The 21,317-nt window shown below is 72.8% G+C and carries 19 protein-coding genes and 3 tRNA genes; 11 read left to right on the plus strand and 11 right to left on the minus strand.

Annotated elements, in window-relative coordinates:
- Nucleotides 1-22 precede the first annotated feature (22 nt).
- Nucleotides 23-1,123: an LLM class flavin-dependent oxidoreductase gene (locus ACVV2G_RS11080; RefSeq protein ID WP_453842472.1), complete on the plus strand. Its 1,101-nt coding sequence runs from the start codon at nt 23-25 to the stop codon at nt 1,121-1,123.
- Here ACVV2G_RS11080 and ACVV2G_RS11085 read toward each other — a convergent pair.
- Entirely contained in the window at nt 1,099-2,991 is a 1,893-nt protein-coding gene (locus ACVV2G_RS11085; RefSeq protein ID WP_453842473.1) for a putative bifunctional diguanylate cyclase/phosphodiesterase, read from the minus strand. The two genes, ACVV2G_RS11080 and ACVV2G_RS11085, sit on opposite strands and share 25 nt — an antisense overlap.
- A gap of 301 nt (nt 2,992-3,292) precedes the next feature.
- Between ACVV2G_RS11085 and ACVV2G_RS11090 the strand changes: the two genes are divergently transcribed.
- Nucleotides 3,293-4,648 carry a M6 family metalloprotease domain-containing protein gene (locus tag ACVV2G_RS11090; RefSeq protein ID WP_453842474.1) on the plus strand — a complete coding sequence of 452 codons (1,356 nt, stop codon included), beginning with the start codon at nt 3,293-3,295 and terminating at the stop codon, nt 4,646-4,648.
- Nucleotides 4,649-4,756: 108 nt separating this feature from the next.
- Here ACVV2G_RS11090 and ACVV2G_RS11095 read toward each other — a convergent pair.
- From ACVV2G_RS11095 to ACVV2G_RS11120, 6 genes are all read right to left on the minus strand, one after another.
- Nucleotides 4,757-4,830 (minus strand) — tRNA-Lys (locus tag ACVV2G_RS11095).
- Nucleotides 4,821-5,429 (minus strand): bifunctional DNA primase/polymerase, encoded by a 609-nt coding sequence (locus ACVV2G_RS11100; protein ID WP_453842475.1) that lies wholly within the window; start codon nt 5,427-5,429, stop codon nt 4,821-4,823. The genes ACVV2G_RS11095 and ACVV2G_RS11100 overlap by 10 nt, the downstream gene beginning before the upstream one ends.
- Before the next feature lie 112 nt (nt 5,430-5,541).
- Complete coding sequence (locus ACVV2G_RS11105; RefSeq protein WP_453842476.1) at nt 5,542-5,901, minus strand: hypothetical protein; 360 nt, start codon at nt 5,899-5,901, stop codon at nt 5,542-5,544.
- A gap of 154 nt (nt 5,902-6,055) precedes the next feature.
- Nucleotides 6,056-7,618 (minus strand): pectate lyase family protein, encoded by a 1,563-nt coding sequence (locus ACVV2G_RS11110; RefSeq protein WP_453842477.1) that lies wholly within the window; start codon nt 7,616-7,618, stop codon nt 6,056-6,058.
- A gap of 487 nt (nt 7,619-8,105) precedes the next feature.
- On the minus strand, nt 8,106-8,837 hold the full coding sequence (locus tag ACVV2G_RS11115; protein ID WP_453842478.1) for a maleate cis-trans isomerase family protein: 732 nt from the start codon (nt 8,835-8,837) through the stop codon (nt 8,106-8,108).
- The gene (locus tag ACVV2G_RS11120; RefSeq protein ID WP_453842479.1) at nt 8,834-9,679 is read right to left on the minus strand and encodes a maleate cis-trans isomerase family protein; all 846 of its coding nucleotides are present in this window, start codon (nt 9,677-9,679) and stop codon (nt 8,834-8,836) included. Before ACVV2G_RS11120 ends, ACVV2G_RS11115 begins: the two co-directional genes overlap by 4 nt.
- Nucleotides 9,680-10,034: 355 nt before the next feature.
- On the opposite strand from ACVV2G_RS11120, the gene ACVV2G_RS11125 reads away from it, so the two are divergent.
- Both ACVV2G_RS11125 and ACVV2G_RS11130 read left to right on the plus strand, forming a co-directional pair.
- Nucleotides 10,035-10,982: a D-2-hydroxyacid dehydrogenase gene (locus tag ACVV2G_RS11125; RefSeq protein WP_453842480.1), complete on the plus strand. Its 948-nt coding sequence runs from the start codon at nt 10,035-10,037 to the stop codon at nt 10,980-10,982.
- A gap of 23 nt (nt 10,983-11,005) precedes the next feature.
- The gene (locus ACVV2G_RS11130; protein WP_453842481.1) at nt 11,006-12,400 is read left to right on the plus strand and encodes an amidase; all 1,395 of its coding nucleotides are present in this window, start codon (nt 11,006-11,008) and stop codon (nt 12,398-12,400) included.
- 12 nt (nt 12,401-12,412) lie between these two features.
- Here the strand turns inward: ACVV2G_RS11130 and ACVV2G_RS11135 are convergent, their stop codons facing one another.
- Nucleotides 12,413-12,907 carry a DUF3830 family protein gene (locus ACVV2G_RS11135; RefSeq protein WP_453842482.1) on the minus strand — a complete coding sequence of 165 codons (495 nt, stop codon included), beginning with the start codon at nt 12,905-12,907 and terminating at the stop codon, nt 12,413-12,415.
- A gap of 107 nt (nt 12,908-13,014) precedes the next feature.
- Between ACVV2G_RS11135 and ehuB the strand changes: the two genes are divergently transcribed.
- The 6 genes from ehuB to ACVV2G_RS11165 all read left to right on the plus strand — a co-directional run bounded on the left by ehuB (nt 13,015) and on the right by ACVV2G_RS11165 (nt 17,403).
- Nucleotides 13,015-13,944 carry an ectoine/hydroxyectoine ABC transporter substrate-binding protein EhuB gene (gene ehuB / locus ACVV2G_RS11140; RefSeq protein WP_453842483.1) on the plus strand — a complete coding sequence of 310 codons (930 nt, stop codon included), beginning with the start codon at nt 13,015-13,017 and terminating at the stop codon, nt 13,942-13,944.
- A complete protein-coding gene (gene ehuC / locus ACVV2G_RS11145) occupies nt 13,941-14,654 on the plus strand; it encodes an ectoine/hydroxyectoine ABC transporter permease subunit EhuC (RefSeq protein ID WP_453842484.1) in 714 nt (237 codons plus the stop codon). Before ehuB ends, ehuC begins: the two co-directional genes overlap by 4 nt.
- Nucleotides 14,654-15,304: an ectoine/hydroxyectoine ABC transporter permease subunit EhuD gene (gene ehuD, locus ACVV2G_RS11150; RefSeq protein WP_453842485.1), complete on the plus strand. Its 651-nt coding sequence runs from the start codon at nt 14,654-14,656 to the stop codon at nt 15,302-15,304. Before ehuC ends, ehuD begins: the two co-directional genes overlap by 1 nt.
- A complete protein-coding gene (gene ehuA, locus ACVV2G_RS11155) occupies nt 15,294-16,079 on the plus strand; it encodes an ectoine/hydroxyectoine ABC transporter ATP-binding protein EhuA (RefSeq protein WP_453842486.1) in 786 nt (261 codons plus the stop codon). Before ehuD ends, ehuA begins: the two co-directional genes overlap by 11 nt.
- A gap of 206 nt (nt 16,080-16,285) precedes the next feature.
- Nucleotides 16,286-17,044 (plus strand): IclR family transcriptional regulator, encoded by a 759-nt coding sequence (locus ACVV2G_RS11160; RefSeq protein ID WP_453842487.1) that lies wholly within the window; start codon nt 16,286-16,288, stop codon nt 17,042-17,044.
- Between the two features lie 285 nt (nt 17,045-17,329).
- A tRNA-Lys gene (locus ACVV2G_RS11165) sits at nt 17,330-17,403 on the plus strand.
- A gap of 60 nt (nt 17,404-17,463) precedes the next feature.
- Here ACVV2G_RS11165 and ACVV2G_RS11170 read toward each other — a convergent pair.
- The 3 genes from ACVV2G_RS11170 to ACVV2G_RS11180 all read right to left on the minus strand — a co-directional run bounded on the left by ACVV2G_RS11170 (nt 17,464) and on the right by ACVV2G_RS11180 (nt 20,787).
- The gene (locus ACVV2G_RS11170; RefSeq protein ID WP_453842488.1) at nt 17,464-18,069 is read right to left on the minus strand and encodes a lytic polysaccharide monooxygenase auxiliary activity family 9 protein; all 606 of its coding nucleotides are present in this window, start codon (nt 18,067-18,069) and stop codon (nt 17,464-17,466) included.
- A 189-nt stretch (nt 18,070-18,258) separates the two neighbouring features.
- Nucleotides 18,259-19,416, minus strand: a complete 1,158-nt coding sequence (locus ACVV2G_RS11175) for an SPFH domain-containing protein (protein WP_453842489.1) — start codon at nt 19,414-19,416, stop codon at nt 18,259-18,261.
- Between the two features lie 60 nt (nt 19,417-19,476).
- Nucleotides 19,477-20,787, minus strand: a complete 1,311-nt coding sequence (locus ACVV2G_RS11180; RefSeq protein WP_453842490.1) for a peptidoglycan-binding protein — start codon at nt 20,785-20,787, stop codon at nt 19,477-19,479.
- A 198-nt stretch (nt 20,788-20,985) separates the two neighbouring features.
- On the opposite strand from ACVV2G_RS11180, the gene ACVV2G_RS11185 reads away from it, so the two are divergent.
- Nucleotides 20,986-21,062, plus strand: a tRNA-Lys gene (locus ACVV2G_RS11185).
- Nucleotides 21,063-21,317 lie beyond the last annotated feature (255 nt).

Raw genomic sequence — 21,317 nt, forward strand, 5'->3', positions numbered from 1 at the left:
ACGACACAGGAGGCACCCCACCATGGCCGCAGACGCCGCAGAGGAGATCCGGGGCACGGCCCACGGCACCGCGCCCGTACCCCTCTCCGTGCTGGACCTGGTGACCGTCGGCGCCGGCCGCACCGCCACCGACGCCCTGCGCACCAGCGTGGACATCGCCCGCCTGGCGGAGAGCCGTGGCTTCCACCGGTACTGGGTCGCCGAACACCACTCCATGCCCGGTGTCGCCTCGTCCTCGCCCGCGGTGATCCTCGCCCACCTGGCGGCCCACACCGACCGCATCCGCCTGGGCTCGGGCGGCGTCATGCTGCCCAACCACGCACCCCTGGTCATCGCGGAGCAGTTCGGCACGCTGGAGGCGATGGCCCCCGGCCGGGTCGACCTCGGGCTCGGCCGCGCCCCCGGCACCGACGGTGCCACCGCCGCCGCCCTGCGCCGCACCGACCGGCTGAACGAGGGCGCCGACGACTTCCCGCAGCAGCTCGCGGAGCTGGTCCGCTTCCTGGACGACGACTTCCCGGACGGGCACCCCTACCGCCGCATCCACGCCGTGCCGGGCCCCGTGCAGGCCACGTCCCCCGGGGGCGTCCAGTCGGTCCACCGGCCGCCGGTCTGGCTGCTCGGCTCCTCCGGCTTCAGTGCCCGGCTGGCCGGCACCCTCGGCCTGCCGTTCGCCTTCGCGCACCACTTCTCGGCCCAGAACACCGTCCCGGCGCTGGACCTGTACCGGGAGTCCTTCCGGCCGTCCGCCGTCCTCGACGCGCCCTACGCCCTCATCGGCGTCTCCGCGCTCGCGACCGACGACGAGAAGGAGGCCCGCCGGCAGGTGCTGGCCGCCGCGCTGAACATGGTCCGGCTGCGCACCGGGCGCCCCGGGCTCGTGCCGACGCCCGAGGAGGCGGAGGCGTACGACTTCAGCCCGATGGAGCGGGAGTTCGTGCAGTCCTGGAACGCCAACGTCATCCACGGGACCGCCGACGAGGTCCGGTCCGGGCTCGACGACCTCCACAAGCGCACCGGCGCCGACGAGCTGATGCTGACCGCCAACGCCCACGGCGGTGACGTACGCCTGCGCTCCTACGAGCTGATCGCCGACGCCTACGGTCTGCCGGCGCCGGCCTGAGCCCCGGCCGCCCCGGGCCCGGCGGAGCCCAGCAGCGCGGAGATGCGGTCCGGCGCCACCGGCCGGGAGTACAGCCACCCCTGACCGGTGTCGCAGCCGATGCGGCGCAGGCGGGTCGCCTGGTCGGAGGTCTCCACGCACTCGGCGGTGACGGTGAGGCCGAGCCGGTGGGCGAGCTGGACCATCGCCTCGACGATCACCTCGTCGGCCGGGCTGGCCGCCGTCGCGGCCACGCCGGTGTCCTGGACCGCGGTGCCCTCGGCGCCTTCGTACTGGAATCCCCGTACGAAGGCGCCGTCCAGCTTCAGGACCGACACCGGCAGCCGGCTGAGGTAGGCGAGGTTGGAGTAGCCCGTGCCGAAGTCGTCGATGGCGATGCGGACGCCCATGTCGCTGAGTGCCTTGAGCGCCTGGAGGGGGCGGCCCGCCGAGCCCATCACCGCGGACTCCGTCAGCTCCAGCTGGAGCAGGTGGGGGGCCAGGCCGGTCTCCTCCAGGGTCGCCGCCACGTCCGCCACCAGGTCGGAGTCCCAGACCTGACGGACCGCCACGTTGACGCTGACGAAGATCGGCGGGTCGTCCGGGTGGGCCAGCTGCCAGCGACGGGCCTGGTGGCAGGCCGTGCGCAGGATCCAGCGGCCGAGGGGAACGATCGAACCGTCCTCCTCCGCCAGTGCGATGAACCGATTCGGCGCCAGTACGCCGAACTGGGGATGGTTCCACCGGATGAGCGCCTCGACGCCCCGCACCCGGCCGTCCTCCATGCCGACCAGCGGCTGGTACTCGAGGGCGAACTCACCGCGTTCGATGGCGGGGCGGAGGGTGGCGGCGAGGGCCTGGCGGGTCATGCGGCTGGCGTTGCGCTCGGGGTCGAAGAGCGTCCAGCGGGCCCTGCCGTCGGCCTTGGCCCAGTACAGGGTCGTGTCGGCGGCCTGCATCAGGGCGGTGGGGGTGGTGCCGGCCGTGTGGCGTTCGACGACGCCGACGGACGCGGTGACCGAGAGGCGGCGGTCGGACACCTCGAAGGGCGCCTGGAGGGCCGCCAGGACCGACTCGGCCAGGTCGGCGAGCTGATCGGTGCCCGTGGAGTCCTCCACGAGGAGCGCGAACTCGTCGCCGCCGAGCCGGGCGACCAGCGGGGCGCCGGACCGGGCGTGAGCGGCCTCCTCGGCGCAGCGCGTGAGGCGTTCGGCCACGGCGGCCAGCAGCCGGTCGCCGACGCGGTGGCCGAGGGTGTCGTTGACGGCCTTGAAGCCGTCCAGGTCCAGGTAGCACACGCCGATCCGGCCGGTGCCGCCGTGCTCGTACGACTCCGCCTCCAGCGCGGTCGTCAGACGTTCGAAGAACAGGGCGCGGTTGGGCAGCCTGGTCACCGGGTCGTGCATCTGGAGGTGGCGCAGCCGGGCCTGGAGTTCGCGGCGGGCGCTGATGTCGGTGACCGACAGGAGCAGCCCCGGCGGGTCCCCGGGCCCGGCCAGGGGCTCGACCGTCACCTGGGCCCACAGGGAGCGCCCGTCGGGGCCCTTCAGCCGCCGGGTGCAGCGCAGCCGGGGCCGGTCCCCCCGCAGCACCTCCCGGTACGCGTGCCAGGTGCCGGCGTCGGAGGCGAGGTCGACGAGGTCGGCCGCCGCACGGCCGGCCAGGGCGGCCGGATCGGTGCCGAGCAGGCTGCCCAGCGTGTCGTTGGCGCTGACGACCAGGCCCTCGGGGTCGACGACGGCCATGGCGAGCGGAGCCGCCGTGAACGCCGAGCGGTAGGCCGGGGGTCCCGTACACGGCGCACGAGGAGCCAGTTCGTCATCACTGTCCGTGACGGGCGACCGGTCGAGGTCTGCCACGGGCGCCGGCCCTTCGGAGGTTCCGTTCACCGCTCGCTCCCGCAGTGCCTCGATCTCTGTTCGTGCTCTGTTCGTGCAGGAAAGTGTGCCGATCATAGAGGCTGCCACGAACCCCCACCAGCCGCCGCCCCATCTTCCCGGCCGTCCGCCCCCACCGACAGATCGTTTCTGCTCACCCCTGGACGGGTTCTTCACGCCCCCGACCAGTTGTGACGTTCTGTAAGTGACTCGGGGTGTCGATCCGGCGGCTTCCGCCGATTTCCCGCACGGCTCACCCGTCCGGTGCAGGCAAACAGGGCGTAGTACGACGATCACACACAAGCTGGGTGCGGTGTCCCGTCAACCGCGTCCGGAGGTCCATGTGCCGCGCCAGCTCCCCCTGAGGAGACTTCCCCGGGAGGCCCTCAAGGGGCTCGGTGCGGCCCGCCGGGCGGCGGGGGCCCGGCCCCTTCTGCGCAGCACGGCGGCGGTGTGCACCACCATGTCGGCGCTCGCCGCGACGTCCCTGGTCACGGCCCCCTCGGTCGCCGATCCCTTCTCGCCGCGGCCCTGCGCCCTGCAGCGCACCGAGGTGCACCACTCCGAGGGCCTGGACACCTGGAACGCCGCCTATCCGAGGCCGGCCCGCGCGCTGGACGCGGTGATGGTGTTCCTGTCCTTTCCCGACTCCCAGCCGCTGACCGCGCCGGCCGAACTCGCCGCCGACCACTTCCCGGCCACCACCCGCTTCTTCCAGCGCGCCTCCTACGGCACGTTCACGCTGCGACCGCACCTGCTGGGCGGCTGGATTCCGATGCCGCGTCCCTCGACGGCGTACGCCATACGGCGCGACTGGAACCCCGGGCACCGGGCCGCGTACCTGCGCGACGCGCTGGCGGCCGCCGACCGGCACGTCGACTTCTCCCGCTACGACATCGTCTACTTCGTCGCCGATCCGGACGCGCCCGGCGTGGACTCCGACGCCACGAAGGTCGTCAACCTGAACACCCCGATGCGGGCCGACGGCACCGACATCAGGCGGGTGGTCACGGTCTTCGAGAACCATCCGCCGGACCGGCTGGTCCTGGCCCACGAGACGGGGCACGTCTTCGACCTGCCCGACCTGTACCACCGGCCGGTCGGCGGGCAGGGCGACTGGGACACGCACGTCGGCGACTGGGATCTCATGGGCAGCCAGTTCGGACTGGCCCCCGATCTCTTCGGCTGGCACAAGTGGAAGCTGGGCTGGCTGGAACCCCGGCAGGTGGCCTGCGTGCGGGGCGACGGGCCGACCCGGCTGACGCTGGAGCCGCTGGGCGCGGGGCCGGGCGTGGCGGTGGCGGGTGCCGCCGGGGCGCCGGCCTTCGGGCTCGGCCGGGGCACCAAGCTGGCGGTGGTCCGCACGGGTGCCGACAGCGCGCTCGCCTTCGAGGCGCGGGGACCGGTCGGCAACGACGCCGCCGCCTGCCGGGCGGGGGTGCTGGTGTACCGGGTGCGCAGCGGGACGGAGTCCGGGAGCGGGCCGATCGAGGTGGTCGACGCCCACCCGGACACCGAGGCCTGCTGGGAGGACTCGGTCTACCCGCCGCTGGCCGACGCCCCGGTGGGCCTCGGCGAGAGCTTCACGGTGCCGGGCGAGGGCGTGCGGGTGGAGGTGGAGGGACGGACGGTGTCGGGGGCGTGGACGGTACAGATCACGCCGGGGTGAAGCGCGCGCCCGGCGGGGCGGGGGCGGGGGCGGCGAGGCGGGGCCGCGGAAACAACGATGGCGAGGCCCGTTCGCGCTGTGCGCGAACCCGCCTCGCCATCGACAACGTGCGCCGCCAGGGACTCGAACCCCGGACCCGCTGATTAAGAGTCAGCTGCTCTAACCAACTGAGCTAGCGGCGCCTGCTGACGTCGTAGACCTTAGCACCCTGGTCGGCGGAGGGAAAAATCGAAATACGGGCGGTGGTGCGGGCCGCCCGCACCACCGCCCAGAGCAGGGTTTCGGGACCCGGCAGCCACGGCTGCCGGGTGTCCGGAGCCACCAGCCAGCGGGAACCGGAGCGGGCGGGCGTCCCGGCCGGGGGCGGCACGGTCACCGCGTCCCCGGCGCCGTGGCACAGCAGCGGCGGCACCGCGCCGGTACGTCCGCCCGGCCGGCCGCGCGTGCCCCACTCCTCCCACTCCAGCAGCGACGGCAGCCGCTGGGCCGTGCCCGGCGCGGCGAACAGCAGCATCCGGCCCCGGGCCTCCGCCACCGGACCCGACCCCGAACCTTCGTCCCACATCCGGTCCAGCATCCGGCGCCCGAAGACCGTCGGGGCGCTCACCACGTCGAAGGCGGAACCACAGGGCAGGACGACCGGCGCCTCGGGCCGCTCCTCCCAGAACGCGAGCGTGCTGCGCGGGTACGCGCCGGCCGAGGCCAGCCAGGCGGCGCCCCCGGAGGTGACGTCCCAGGCGTGGAAGGGGGCGTTGCGGGTGTCGTGGCGTGTGCTGCTCATGCCGCCCACATCTACCGGGTGTGAGGGTTCCACTCCGCTGGGTTGCCGGAAACCGGGACAGGGTGCAGGGGCAGGGAGTATCTTGCCCACCCGTGTGGCATATGCGAGGGGGCTAGTCGGCGGGTCCGCGGCCCTCGCCGCCGTGCATCAGGTCCCGCCCGAACTCGACCATCTTCTTGGCATAGTCCTCGGTCCACTGCGCCCGCTCGGCGATGTCCGCGGCCGTCAGCCGGTCGAAGCGGCGCGGATCGGCGAGCTGGGCGGCGGCCATCGCCTGGTACTCCATCGCCCGGTCGGCCGCCGCGCGGAAGGCCTGGGTCAGTTCGGTCGCCCGGTCCAGCAGGTTCCGGGGATCGTCGATCGATTCGAGGTCGAAGAAGTGCTCCGGATCGGCGGACGCCTCCGCCGGCTCGAAGAGCAGGGGCGCGGGGCGTAGCCGCGGTTCGTTCCGACGCGGCGTGGGCTCCGCCATGTCTTCTCCTCCTCGTACGTGCGCGACGGCCCTCCCCGCACGGGCAGGGGCGTCCCCGGCGGGGTGGGCCACCGTCCATTGTCCCGCGCCCGCGCAAGTGGGCGTCCGGCCCGGCGGGTGCCGGGCCGGACGCGGGGAAGGACGGCGCCGCTCGCTAGCCGGCGTAGGTCTCGAACTCGGCGACCTTCGGCGTACCGCTGGAGCCGGTGATCTCGAAGGTGATCTTCTTCAGCGAGGTCGGGGCGAAGCTGCTGACGCCCGCTCCGCTGCCGGAGGCCAGCACGGAGCCCGTGTCGTGGTTGACGAGCCGCCAGGAGGTGATGGTGCCCGCGGAGCCCGCCGCCTCGCGGATGCCGGCCTTGGAGACCGTGGTGGCGGTGCCCCACTTCACGGAGACGGAACCGGTCGGTCCGGCCGGGGACCAATAGGTGCCCGGGTCACCGTCGCGGACGTTGCCGTAGCTCGTTCCGGCAGCCTTGGAGGAACCGTCGGCGCCTGCCCCGAGGCTGAGGTTGGTGCCGGTGGGCGGGTCGGTGGGGCCGGGGTCGGTCGGGCCCGGGTCGGTCGGGCCCGGGTCGGTCGGGCCCGGGTCGGTCGGGTCCGGGTTCTGCGGTGTGCAGGAGCCGTCCGAGACCTTCAGGCCCTTGTTGGCGCCCGCCGTCCGGCTCACGACGTCCGGCACGCAGTCGGCCGCGTCGAGGGCGTAGGAGTACGGGATGCTCACGCTGGTGTTGGACCGCGGGTCGGGCCCGGCGGGGTTGGTGTCGCCCTCGCGCGGGGACCAGGTCACGTTGTCGAAGATGTTGCCGCCGACCTGCCAGTAGCCGGCCTGGTCGGTGTAGAAGGTGCCGAGGACGTTCTTGGAGTCCTCGAAGTAGTTGTTGTCGACCTTCGCCTTGGCGCCCGCCCGGGAGTTGATGCCCGACTCGTTGAGGCGCACGTAGTGGTTGTTGTAGATGTGGGCGATGCCGCCGCGCAGCAGGGGCGCGCGGGAGTCGATGTTCTCGTACTTGTTGTGGTGGAACGTGACGTAGCCGTTCGACACGTCGCTCTCGCTGGAGCCGATCAGGCCGCCGCGGCCGGAGTTGCGCAGGACGCTGTACGACAGGGTCACGTACTTGGTGTCGTTCTTCATGTCGAAGAGGCCGTCGTAGCCCTCCGACTCACCGCCGGACGCCTCGAGGGTGGTGTGGTCGACCCAGACGTTGCGGACGCCGCTCTCCATGCCGATGGCGTCACCGCCGTTGGAGAGGGGCGAGCCCGACTTCTTGACGTTCCGGACCGTCACGTTCTGGATGATGATGTTGCTGGCCTCGCGGATGTGGATGCCCAGTTGGTCGAAGACCGCTCCGCCGCCGACCCCGACGATCGTGACGTTGCTGATCTGCTTGAGCTCGATCTTGTCGGCGGCGGTGTTGCAGCTGCCGCCCGACACCTTGGTGGTGTTGCCGTGGTTGATGGTCCCCTCGACCTCGATGGTGATCGGCGTGCTGCTGTCGGCCCGGCCGCACAGGGCCTGGTGGATCGCGGTGCCGGTGGTGGCCCGGACGGTCCGCCCGCCCGCCCCTCCGGTCGTACCGCCGTTCTGGGTCGCGTAGCCGGTGGCACCCCCGGCCGCCGCCGCGGCCTCGGGCATCGACAGCACCACGCCGGTCGCGGCCGCGATGGCCAGCGTGGCCAGCGCCGCGTTGAGTCGCAGCGCGACTGGTCGTCTCATCCTCAGTCTCCCCATTCGCCTTCACATGCCGGAACGAACACCTTGTCCTGATCATGTCAACACGACCAGGCGGGAAAGCGCTTTCTCGGCGTGAGAATAGGGGCCCCCTCAGGGGCTGACAAGAGTCGTCACAAGTTCATTGTGGCGAACGGAGTGCATATTCATGAACACCGGGAGAACCGTCGCCCCCTCGGACGCGGCGCCGATGTGCACCTGGGGCGGGACTGCGGTACGATCATCCTGCCAGCTCACGGGGGCAACCCCCGGGAAACGGCAGTGCGTTGGTGGTCCAAGGAAAGACGCCCCACTTCCCGTGGGGAAATGCAGGTGCAAGGCCTGCCCAGCGCTCGACGAGAACCCCGGCCCCGCTCCAGCGGGACCGGGGTTCTTCCGTGTGGCCGGGCCCTCGACGGCCCGGCCACCGTGAGGCCGCGCGCCCGGGCCGGGCAGTACGGGGCCAGGCGCGGCCGGGCAGTACGGGGCCGGGTCAGGCCTGTACCACCGGCTCCCGTGTGAACAGCGCCCCCAGTTCGGGCGCGTTGGCCCGGCGGTCGGCCAGGCGCAGGCCTTCCCAGACGGTGACCTGGTTGGCCGTGAGGACCGGCTTGCCCAGCTCCCTCTCCAGGGCCGGGATGTGGGCCGCCGTGTGCAGGGCGGTGTCCGGCAGCAGGACCGCCTGCGCGTCCGGGCGGTCGGCGGCCCGGGCCAGGGCCAGCACCTGCGACTCGGTCCAGGTGCCGACCTCCGCCGCCGTGATGACGCCGGAGCCGACGACGTCGACCGGCTCGACGCCGGCGGCGCGGAGGAAGTCCGCGAAGAGGCCCGCCACGTCCTGCGGGTAGGTCGCCCCGATCGCGACCCTCCGCACCCCGATCTCCTGCGCCGCGTGCACGAAGGCGAAGGAGGTGGAGGAGGCCGGCAGGCCCGCCGCCCGGGCCAGGGCGCGCACCTGGTCGTGGGCGCCCTCCCAGCCGTGCACGAAGCTCCCGCTGGTGCAGGCCCACACCACGGCGTCGGCGCCGGCCAGCCGCAGTTCCGCCACCCCCGCCGCGAGCCGCTGCGCCGAGCCCATCTCGCGCAGCGCGTCCACCCGGTGCGCGTCCTCACCGATGTCCGTGTGCACCAGGTCCACCCGGATGTCGCTGCCCAGGAGCTGCTCGATGCGTGGGTAGTCGTCCTCGCCGGAGTGGCCCGGGTACAGGAATCCCAGTGCTGTCATGTCCACCCTTCCTGCTGCTGTTCCGTGTCCGGGCCGTCGCCGACGCCCGGTAAGTCCGCCACCGCGGGACCGGCCGGCCCCGGGACCACGGGGCCGGTGCGCGCGGACAGGTCGGTCAGCGCCTGGTACGGCCCCACCGCACGGGTACCCAGTCGGCGCAGCGCCGCCCACATCGTCACTTGGTTGGCCGAGATCACCGGGATGCGCAGCTCGGCCTCCAGCTGCGGGATGACGTCGTAGGTCGGGAGGTTGGTGCAGGAGATGAACAGGGCGTCCGCCGCCCCCTGGCGCGGAACGGCCTGGCGCGCCATGGCGGCCACGTCGCGGTACGGGACCTTCCAGATGTGCCGGGTCAGCCCCATGAAGGCGCAGCCGGTGACGGTGACGCCGGCCTCGGCGACGTACTCCTCCAGCGCCCGGGTCACGGACACGGTGTACGGCGTCACCAGCGCGACCCGGCGTACGCCCAGCTCGGCCAGCGCGTCCAGCAGTGCGCCGGAGGTGGTCACGGACGGGACCGCGCCCGCCCAGGTCATCGCCTCGCACATCGCGCGTTCGCCGGCGACGCCGCCGACGAAACTGCCCGAGGTGCAGGCGTAGGCGACGACCTCGGGCGCGATGACGTTGAGGGTGCGCACCGCCTCGCCCAGCGTCTCGTGCTCGCTGACCAGCCGGGCGAGGTCCAGACTGACCTCGACGGGCACGAAGGGGGTCCGCGTCATGTGCAGCGATATCTCGTCGGGCACCCACCGCCACAGCTCGCGGTCGAGCGCGAAGTCGAACGGGGCGACCACGCCGACCCCGCGTTGCGGAGCTGGTCCGCCGAGAAAGGAGATGTCCATGGCACGCACCGACCTCACGCTGGGAGAGGGGAGGACAACGCACCGTACGCACGGCCGTGTTGACGAAGGTAGGTTCCGGTGCGAGCGTGGTCAATCCGCCCGTGTCACCTCCGGGTCAACAGCCGGTCAACTCTGTCGCCCGCCACCCGAAGCACCCCCCGTCCCCACCCGAAGCGTTCGCCACCCACCACCCACCGAGGCGTCCGCTCACCGCCGCTCGAAGCACTCGTCGCGCACCGCCCGGAGCGCCCTCCGCCCACCGTCCGAAACGCCCGCCACCCGAAACGCCCGCCACCCGCCACCCGAAGCACCCGCCGAAGCGCCCCGCGCGCGAGCCCCGGAGACACGCCTGCCGATGAGCACGCCCACCCTCCTCGTCCTGGACGCCGAGCCCCTTCCCCGTCTCGGCCGGCTGACCGGCCGGGCCCGGATCGTGCACGCCGACGGGACGACCCTCGCCGAGCGGCTGCCGCACGCCGACGTGCTGCTCGTGTGGGACTTCACGTCGCACGCGGTGCGCGAGGCGTGGCCCGGCGACGGCCCCCGGCCGCGCTGGGTGCACACGGCGAGCGCCGGGGTGGACCACCTGATGTGCCCGGAACTGGCCGGGTCGGACACGGTGGTGACGAACGCGCGCGGCGTTTTCGACCAGCCGATCGCCGAGTACGTCGCCGCGCTCGTCCTGGCGATGGCCAAGGATCTGCCCACGACCCTGCGGTTGCAGGGGGAGCGGACCTGGCGGCACCGCGAGTCGCTGCGGGTGGCCGGAACGCGCGCCTGCGTGGTCGGCTCCGGGCCGATCGGGCGGGCGATCGCGCGGACGCTCACGGCACTCGGCGTCACGACCGCGCTGGTCGGCCGTACCGCCCGCACCGGCGTCCACGGACCCGGTGATCTGGACCGGTTGCTGGCCCGCGCCGACTGGGTGGTGGCGGCGGCGCCGCTCACCGACGACACGCGCGGCATGTTCGACGCCCGGCGGTTCGGGGTGATGCAGCCGTCCGCGCGGTTCGTGAACGTGGGGCGCGGCCAGCTGGTCGTGGAGGACGATCTCGCCGAGGCGCTGACCGGGCGCTGGATCGCGGGCGCCGCCCTGGACGTCCTGAGCCACGAGCCGCTCGCGCCCGGCAGTCCGCTGTGGCGGGTCCCGGAGCTGATCGTCTCGCCGCACATGAGCGGGGACACGGTCGGCTGGCGGGACGAGCTGGGGGCGCAGTTCGTGGAGCTGTTCGAGAGCTGGGCGGCGGGCGGTCCGCTGGCGAACGTGGTCGACAAGAAGCGTGGATACGTGCCCGGGCACTGACGTTCCAGGAAGCGGGAGGGTGCATGACCGACCTCACCGAGCTGACCGCACTCCAGCTCGTCGACGGATACCGCAGGGGTGAGTTCAGCCCCGTGGAGGTGACCCGGGCGACCGTGGAGCGCGCCGAGCGGATCCAGCCGGCCGTGAACGCCTTCGTCCGGCTGACCGGCGAGGAGGCGCTCGCCGGGGCGCGGCGGGCCGAGGAGCGGTGGCGGCGCGGGGAGCCCCGCGGGCGGCTGGACGGGGTGCCGGTCACGGTGAAGGACATCCTGCTGATGCGCGGCCACCCCACCCTGCGCGGCTCGCGCGCCGTCCGCCCGGACGGGCCCTGGGACGAGGACGCGCCCTCCGTGGCGCGGCTGCGCGAGCACGGTGCCGTGTTCGTCGGCAAGACGACGACGCCCGAGTACGGCTGGAAGGGCGTCACCGACTCGCCCCTGTCCGGCGTCACCCGCAACCCGCACGACCCCGCCCGTACCGCGGGCGGCTCCAGCGGGGGCGCGGCGGCGGCCGTGGCGCTCGGGGCGGGACCACTGGCGCTCGGTACGGACGGCGGCGGCAGCGTGCGCATCCCGGCGTCCTTCTGCGGGATCTTCGGCCTGAAACCGACGTACGGCCGGGTCCCGCTCTACCCGGCGAGCGCCTTCGGCACCCTCGCGCACGTCGGCCCGATGACCCGGGACGCGGCGGACGCGGCGCTGATGCTGGACGTCATCGCCGCCCCGGACGCCCGGGACTGGTCGGCGCTGGGCCCCGCGCCCGGGTCGTACACCGAGGCCCTCGCGGGCGGGGTGCGGGGACTGCGGGTGGCGTACTCGCCCACGCTGGGCGGGCAGGTGGCGGTGCGCCCGGCGGTGTCGGCGACGGTACGGCGGGCGGTGCAGCGGCTGGCGGAGCTGGGCGCGTACGTGACGGAGGCCGACCCGGACTTCGCGGACCCGGTGGAGGCCTTCCACACGCTGTGGTTCAGCGGGGCGGCGCGCGTGGTGCAGCACCTGCGGGCGGGGCAGCGGGAGGTGCTCGACCCGGGGCTGCGGGAGATCGTCGGGGCCGGAGCGCGGTACTCGGCGCTGGAGTACCTGGCCGCGGTGGACGTCCGGATGGAGCTGGGCCGCCGGATGGGCCGCTTCCACGACCTGTACGACCTGCTCGTCACGCCGACGCTGCCGATCACGGCGTTCGAGGCGGGCGTCGAGGTGCCGCGGGGCTCGGGGCTGAGGCGGTGGACCGGCTGGACGCCCTTCACCTACCCGTTCAACCTCACCCAGCAGCCGGCGGCGACCGTGCCGGTCGGCACCGACGGGGACGGACTGCCGGTCGGCCTGCAGCTCGTGGCGGCCCGCCACCGGGACGACCTGGTCCTGCGGGCCGCGCACGCACTGGACGGGACGGACCCCGCGACCGCCTCGGGGGCGTAGGCCCCGGTGGGCCTAGACCCGCCGGAAGCCGAGCGTCTCCCCCGCCGCACCCGACCGCCAGAGGTCGTTGCAGGCCTCGGCCATCGTGTCCAGGCCCTCGACGACCTGGCCCCAGACGGTGCCGGGCACCCAGCCGACGTCCCCGTTGAGCAGCAGGTTGTTGCGCTCGTAGAACAGGGCCAGGTCGACGAGGGTGGTGCCCGCGCGGACCTCCCGGTCGTAGCCGTAGGCCTTGGTGCCCAGTTCGGCACCCGCGAAGGCGAAATAGCAGAGATCGCCCGGAATGGGCGTCACGGTGGGATTCTCCAGCGGTGGTTCGGATGCCGCGAAGGGCGGGAAGAGGGCATAGATCTCGTTGCGCGCGTATTTGGCGTGGTACACGTCGCCGGCGAGGGGAAGCGCGTCCCAGACGGCCGCGCAGGTGATCGGGGCCCGGTCCTCCAGCAGTCGGGCCGTGCACGTGATTCCGCGTGTGACCAGCGAGACTTCGATGTAGCGATCGGCCATGCCCTCCATGGCAGTGCCCGGCGCGGCCCCGGTCAAGGGTGCCGTGCCGTCGTATCGGACTGAAAACGATCGGCATAACCTGTCCGGCTTCGGGTAGCTGCGCGCCCATGGCTCCACCACACAGAACCCCTTCATGGGGTATATCCGACCAAAGGTCCAGGACAGCCGGGCCCACTCGCCGGTCGCTGCTCGCGGGGGTCGCGGCGCTCGGCGCACTGGGGGCCGCCGGCTGCTCGCGGGTGGCCACCGCCTCCGACGTGGAGGGCGGCGATCTCCTCGACCGGCTCAAGGCACAGGGCGTCGCCCGGCTCGGCATCGCGGGGGAGATCCCCTTCGGGTACATCGACAAGAACGGTGAGCTGACCGGCGAGGCCCCGGAGCTGGCGAAGGTCATCTTCAAGCGGCTCGGAGTGGACCGGGTGCAGCCGGTGCCGACGGAGTTCGGCTCCCTCATCCCGGGGCTGGCGTCGCAGCAGTTCGACGTCGTGGCGGCCGGGATGTACATCAACCCCGACCGCTGCCAGCAGGTCATCTTCTCCGACCCGGACTACCAGATGCTCGACTCCTTCATCGTGCGCAAGGGGAACCCCCTCGGCCTGCACGACTACCAGGACGTCGTGGAGAAGAAGGCCAGGTTCGCGACCGGTACCGGCTACGCCGAGATCGCCTACGCGGTGGAGGCCGGGTACAAGGAGAGCGACATCCTCATCGTGCCCGACCAGGTGGCCGGCCTCAACGCCGTCGAGGCCGGGCGGGTGGACGTCTTCGCGGGTACGGCGCTGACCACCCGCGAGGTGGTGAAGAAGTCCAGCAAGGCCGAGGTGACGGAGGCCTTCCGACCGATCGTCGAAGGTGAACCGCACGTCGACGGCGGCGGTTTCGCCTTCCGGCCGACCGAGACCAACCTGCGGGACGCCTTCAACGTCGAGCTGCACAAGCTCAAGGAGAGCGGCGAACTGCTCCGCATCCTCAAGCCCTTCGGGTTCTCCGAGGACGAGATGACGGATCTGACCGCGAAGGAGTTGTGCGGCGGATGACCTCCGGACTGTGGGAACTGGTCCTCCAGGGTGTCTGGGTCACGGTCCAGCTGCTCTTCTTCAGCTCGCTGCTGGCGACGGCCGTCTCCTTCGTGGTCGGCGTCGGGCGCACCCACCGGCTGTGGGTCGTCCGCTTCCTCGCCGGCTTCTACACCGAGGTGTTCCGCGGCACCTCGGCGCTGGTGATGATCTTCTGGGTCTTCTTCGTGCTGCCCCCGGCCTTCGGCTGGCAGCTGGTGCCGATGTGGGCGGGCACGCTGGCGCTGGGCCTGACGTACGGGGCGTACGGCTCCGAGATCGTGCGCGGTGCGCTCGCCGCCGTCGACCCGGCGCAGAAGGAGGGCGGCATCGCCCTCAGCTTCACGCCCTGGCAGCGGCTGAGGCTGATCACGCTGCCGCAGGCGGTGCCGGAGATGATCCCGCCCTTCTCCAACCTGCTGATCGAACTGCTCAAGGGCACCGCACTGGTGTCGATCATGGGCATGGGCGATCTGGCGTTCAGCGGCAACCTGGTGCGCCTGGCGCTGCAGGAGAGCGCGGAGATCTACACGTACATCCTGCTGATCTACTTCGTGATCGCGTTCCTGCTCACGCGGGTGATGCGCGGCCTGGAGAAGAAGCTCAAGGCGGGCGTCGGGAAGGCGCCCGCGCGCAAGCCCGACACGGAGCTGAAGCGTCCTGAGACGACCAACGTGGGGGGTGCCGCCTGATGAACTGGGACTGGAGCGCGGTCTCCGACTTCATGCCGCACTTCTGGGACGGTCTGCTGGTCACCCTGCAGATCCTGGTCCTCGGGTCGCTGGTCTCGTTCGTTCTCGGTCTGGTGTGGGCGCTGCTGATGCGGTTGCCGAGCCGCTTCGTGACCTGGCCCGTCGGGGTGGTCACCGAGTTCGTCCGGAACACCCCGCTGCTGGTGCAGCTGTTCTTCCTCTTCTACGTGCTGCCCGAGTGGGGGGTGACCGCCTCGGCGCTCACCACCGGCGTGATCGCCATCGGCCTGCACTACTCGACGTACACGATGCAGGTCTACCGGGCCGGCATCGAGGCGGTGCCGGTCGGCCAGTGGGAGGCCGCGACGGCGCTGAACCTGCCGCTGAAACGGACCTGGACGGCCGTGATCCTGCCGCAGGCGATCCGCCGGGTGGTCCCCGCCCTCGGCAACTACGTGATCTCCATGCTGAAGGACACGCCGCTGCTGATGGCGATCACGGTGCTGGAGATGCTCGGCGAGGCACGGCTGTTCTCGCAGCAGAACTTCCAGTTCACCGAGCCCCTGACGGTGATCGGCGTGGCCTTCATCGTCATCTCCTACCTGGCCTCCCTTGCCCTGCGAGCCCTGGAGCGACGCCTTGCCCACTGACACTCTCCCCCATCCCGAGAAGAACCCCGAGCGCGGCTCCGGCGAACTGATCCGCCTGGAGCAGGTCACCAAGCGGTTCGGGGACAACACCGTCCTCGACCACCTGGACTTCTCCGTCGACGCCGGCAAGCACGTCACCCTGATCGGCCCCTCCGGGTCGGGCAAGACGACGATCCTGCGGCTGCTGATGACGCTGCTCAAGCCCGACGAGGGCACGATCACCGTGGACGGGCAGAAGCTCTTCCCGGCGAGCGAGAAGGAGCGGCGGGAGGTCCGCAAGCAGATCGGAATGGTGTTCCAGCAGTTCAACCTGTTCCCGAACATGAGCGTCCTGCGCAACATCACCGAGGCGCCGGTCACGGTCCTCGGCATGTCCAAGGACGAGGCGGCGGAGCGGGCCAAGGGCCTGCTCGACATGGTGGGCCTGGCCGACAAGTGCGACGCCCGCCCGGCCCAGCTCTCCGGCGGCCAGCAGCAGCGCGTGGCGATCGCCCGGGCGCTGGCGATGCGGCCGAAGGTGCTCCTCCTCGACGAGGTGACCTCGGCCCTGGACCCGGAGCTGGTCGCGGGCGTCCTCGACCTGCTGCGGGACATCGCACGCACCACGGACATCACCATGCTGTGCGTGACCCACGAGATGAACTTCGCCCGGGACATCTCGGACCAGGTGCTGATGTTCGACTCCGGGCGGGTCATCGAGGCCGGTCCGCCGGAGAAGATCTTCAGCGAGCCGGAGCAGGACCGGACCCGGGAGTTCCTCAGCGCGGTGCTGTGACGGACCGGGCGTGAGCGCCCCGACGCCCGAGACCCGGGCGTCGGGGCGGCCCCCGGCCCACGCCGGCGGGCCGGCGCCGCGGCCGACGGCGCCGGAATCCGGCCGACACCCCCTCGCTTCGCGCCTCCTGACGGCTATCGTGAAGGGGGTCCGCTGTCCGGATCGAGGGGGCAGGGGCCGACGAGCCAGCGCAGGGGGAGACCACCGTGGCGCTGCGGCACCGGCCGACCACGCCGCACCACTCGGCCCAGGATGCCCTGCGCGTCCTGGAGACGGTGGCGCGGCACACCTCCGGAGTCACCGAGACCCGGCTCGCCCGCCACACCGGCCTGGACCGGGAGCGGCTGACCGTCCTCCTGCGCATGCTGCGCCGCGAGAGCTACGTCGAGCAGACCGCCGACGGCTCGTACGCCACCGGAGAGGCCCTGGAGCGCCTGGGCTCGGCCCACGGCCGCGAGGAGGCCGCGCGCGACCGGCTCCAGCGCACCCTGGAACGGCTGCGCGACTCGACGGGCGCCGCCGTCTGCATCAGCCGGTACGTCGACGGCGAGGTCAGCGTCACCCAGTACGCCGACAGCCCGGCCGCGCCCAAGGTCAACGAGTGGGTGGACTTCCGCGTCTCGGCGCACGCCACCGCCGTCGGCAAGAGCCTGCTCACCCAGCTGGACCACGCGGGCCGCCGCGACCACCTCGCCCGGCACAGGATGGCCCGCCTGACCTCGCGCACCATCACCAGCGACAAGCTGCTGCTGTCCCGGCTGGAGTCCCAGCCGCCCACCGTCCCGGTCCTCGACCTCCAGGAGTACGCGGTGGGCACGGTCTGCGCGGCCGTCCCGATCACGGCCGGTGCCGCCGTGGGCTGTCTCGCCCTGTCCCTCCCGGTCGAACACGCGCACCGGCTGCGCCGGGCCGCCGACGAGCTGAACCGGAACGCCGCGGAGGTCCTGCTCTCGCTGGCGATCTAGCCGCCCGCGCGGCCGGCGATCCGACGGCGGGGGCGGCGATCCGACGGCGGGGGCGGCGATCCGACGGCGGGGGCGGGAGTGGGGGTGGGGGTGGGGCGGCCCGCGACGATCAGGCCACGCGGACGGTCCCCGGTCCGGACCCGCGGACGGGCGGCCGGGCGGCGGGCGGCGGGCGGCCGGTGACCGCCGGATGAACGGCCGGCGGAGGGTTGGTCGGGAGCACCCCTGGGGACCAGGTAGTATTTTCGTCGTCGCCGGCCGCGAGAAGCGGACGGCGGGAGTCATGCGCCGCTAGCTCAGTTGGTTAGAGCAGCTGACTCTTAATCAGCGGGTCCGGGGTTCGAGTCCCTGGCGGCGCACCGAAGGAAGGCCCCCTCGCCCCGGCGAGGGGGCCTTCCGCTGTTGCCGTACCGGACCGGTCAGAAGGTCACGTCCGAGCACGCGTAGAACGCGTTGGCCGTGTCGGCGACCGTCCACACCGCGACGATCACGTGGCGCCCGCTCAGCCCGGACGGCAGCGTGCCGGTGTGGGAGAGCGTGGCCGGCGGCTGCTGGCCGCCGTAGGGCACCGTGAAGAACGGCGTGAGGTTGAGGTCGGACCGGGACAGGCCGTGGTTCTGGTTCCAGCCCGGCTTGGTGACGTAGTACCTGAAGTCGGTCGTGGAGTGCCGGGCGGTGAACTGCCAGCGGAAGCTGTAGCTCTGCCCGCCGTTCACCTTGGTGGCCGGCCACGCCTGGCCGTTGGGCTGCTTGGGACTGTCGAGCGGGGCGAACGGCCCGTTGCCCGCGGAACAGATCTTCCCGTCCGCCGGCCCGCCCGCCGGGAAGCCCTTGGGGCCCTCGACGCTCTGCGGCTCCCACTGAATGGAGCCGCAGCCGCTGACGGTGCCGTTCTGGCACACCTTCTGCCGGCTGACCGGCAGGTCCGTGTAGCCGTGGCCACTGGCGCCGCCGGACGAGAGCACGAGGGCTCCGGTGGTCGCCATGCCCACCGCCGCGGCGTACAACTTGGTCCTTGTGCGCATACTGCTGCTCCTGTGACGTGGGGGAGGTTCAGTGAGCCGTGCAGGTCTAGACCAAGTCTCAGATTATGGCCGGTAGTTGAACATGTCCATACCAATAGCGGAACCCGCTCGGCGGCTTCGCGCCCGCGAGGCACTCACGGACGTCGCCGAGCCGGTGCGGCGCCGGCGCGACGGCCGGCCCGGGCCCCGTCAGGGCGCCGTGTCCCCCCGCCCCGCGCAGAACGCCACCGTCAGGTCCTTCACCAGCACCTTGCGCTCGTAGTCGTCGAGTTCGACGAGCCCGCGCATGGTCAGCCGGGTCACCGTGTCCTCCACCGAGTCCACCACCGAGGTGAGCACACTCGCCCGCTGCGCCGCGTCCAGGGCGGCGAGCCGCCGCCGGTGCATCGCGGCGGCGACCTCCGGGGCGTACTCCACCCGGACCGGCCGGACCGAGAACACCTCCAGGCCGACCGGCGCCGCGTCCGCCGCCACCAGCCGGGTCAGCGTCTCGCCCGCCACGTCGGCCGAGCCGCGGACCGTGCCGAGCGGCTCCACCGGGACCCGGGCCAGCGCCGCCTCGACGCACTCGCGCAGATACGTCTCGTGGTCCTCGACGCCCAGCGTGGCCCGCGCGGTGTCCCGCACCCGCCACACCACCAGCGTCACCACCCGGAGCGCGACCCCGTTGCCGTCGGCCGCGGGCGTCGGCTCGCTGCGCCAGTGCCGCAGCCGGACGTCGACCCGGCGGCGCAGCAGCAGCGGGTTGACCCACATCAGGCCGGTGCGCCGCACGGTCCCCCGGTAGCGGCCGAACAGGCCCAGCACCCAGGCCCGTCCGGTCCGGCCCCGGGCCAGCCCGCCGAACCCGAACAGCCCCAGCGCCCCGGCGGCCGCGTACGCCGCCCACTGCGCGGGCCCCAGTCCGGCCCCCGCGTACGCCGGCAGCCCCAGCGCCTCGGCCGCGAGCGGCGGCACGATCCCCGCCCACCAGGTGGTGACCGCGCAGCCCGCCGCCCCGCAGGCCCCGGCCGCCGCGCCCGCGGCACCGGGCAGCACCCGGGCCGGACGCTCCGTCAGCTCCGGGTCGACGCTCGGCACCGGACGCGGGCGCGCGGCGACGGGGCGCCGCGCCCTCGGCTGCTCCCCCGTGCCCTGCCGGCGGGCGACGACCGCGGGCCGCAGCGGCACCGGCGCCGGATCGGCATCGTCCCGGAAGAGCAGGTGGACGGGGATCTCGGTGGTGGCCTCGTTGTGGATGACGCGGGCGGGCCGGCGACCGGCGTCCCCCGGTGTCCCTTCGGGTGTCGTGGGCCCCACAGGGGCCGGCGGCCTGATGTCCGGGTTCGTGGAAGAGGTCGTACTCATGCGTGCTCCAGCCTCCGCGCCAGATGCGTCATGAACGGGTGATCACCGCGGGGCGGACGGTCAGGAGAAGAGCCGCCGCCAGGTCTCCGGGCCCGGGTAGCCGTCCGCCGCGCCACCGCGCCACCCCTGGGCGCGCTGGAAGGCCTCGACTCCCCGCCGGTCCGCCTCGCCCCAGCGCGGTCCCGGTCCGGTCGTGTAGTGCGTGCCGAATCCCTTGCGTACGAGCTGCCGGCCGAGCCGCGTGACGTACGCGTTGTCCGCGCCCGGCCGGAACATCGCCCGGCCCGGGTACCCCGCCACCCCGTGCGAGGCCGGGACCGGGGCGGGGCCGGAGGCACCGGCCGCGACGTCCTTCCCCCCGCCGGTCACCAGCAGCCGCCAGGTGGCCGGTCCGGGCAGCCCGTCGGCGTCCGCGCCGCGCCAGCCCTGGGCCAGCTGGAACGCCTCGGTCGCCCTGCGGTCCGCCTCCGTCCAGCGCGGGCCGGGTCCGGAGGCGTAGAAGCGGGCGGCACCGCGGGCGACGAGCATCCGGCCCAGCTCGGTGACGTACGCGTTGTCCGCCCCGGGGCCGAAGGAGGCCGGGCCCGGGTAGGCCGTGGCGGCCGGCGACCCGCTCGTGGTGCTCGTGGTGACCCCCTTGTAGCGGTAGGGCAGGTACTGGGCGGAGTCGCTCCAGTAGGCGTAGGGCGTGGCGAGCGTGCGGGTGTGCGGCGGGGTCTGCTCGTACGCCGTGTAGGCGGTGCGCGTGGCGTCCGTCCAGCCGCCGAAGATCACCACGTGGGAGCCGTTGTACGGGTCGGCCGCGTTGTGGAAGAGCAGGATGTCGCCGGGCTGGAGTTCTTCCTTGGTGATGCGGTCGGCCAACGCGCCGAGGCTCCCGGTCCATTCGTTCGTGGGCAGTTTCCAGGCCATCGACACATAACCCGAGCAGTCCTGCCGGTAACCGTCGGACCAGTAGGCGGTCATGCTGTAGGGCACCTTCGCGGTGACCCAGGCCCTGGCCCGGTCGATGATCTCCGTACGGGTGATCGGGGCCGGTTCCGCCGCGACCGGGGGTGCCGCCGGCCGGCCGGCCGGGCCGTGCAGCGGGGCCCGGGGGCCCTGCGGGGTGTCGGGCTCCTCACCTGCGGAGACGTCCGGCAGGTGGGAGGCGTGGACGGTGGTCGGGGCCGCTGCCGCCTGGCTCGCGCCCAGGGCACCGGTGGCGGCGGCGGTGGCAGTGGCGGTGGCCACGATCAGCGCGCGGTGGGCGGCCGGGTGGGCCGGGGCGCGGCCGGCGGGGGAATGCGGCAGGACCCGGCGCCAGTGACGGCAGCCGGGGCAGTCGCAGTCGCTCGCGGGATCGACTTCCTCGAAGGCGGGAGCTCCCATGCGATTCCTCTCACACTCCCGGTGACGATGTCCGCGACGGTGCACTTCGGTACATGTCGGTCAGTTTCTCAACTGTCGTCTTCGCGCGCATGTTGACGGTCCGAATGATGTACCCGGCCGCGGGCGGCTGCGCGGGGGGCGGCTTTCCGGCGGTCCGGAGCACCGGCCGGCATCGGGTAGAGTTGTGCAGGTCAGCAGGCGCCGCTAGCTCAGTTGGTTAGAGCAGCTGACTCTTAATCAGCGGGTCCGGGGTTCGAGTCCCTGGCGGCGCACCAACGGTGGAAGGCCCCTCGTAGCACACGAGGGGCCTTCCGCGTACCCGGTTTCCGGTCGCCTTGCGATCATGACGAACGCCGTAGAACCCTGGTCCGGCCGGGGGGCCGGATGCCGAGGGGGGCATCATGCAACCGGTGGTCGCCATCCCATGTCTCTATAGGGTGTGGATGCCGTGGTGACAGCGACCCACCACTGATACGTCCGGGACGGTCGAGGGGGACCCGACCGGACGAAGGAAGCGACGGAACACGCGT

Source organism: Streptomyces sp. JK94 (genome assembly GCF_053613315.1).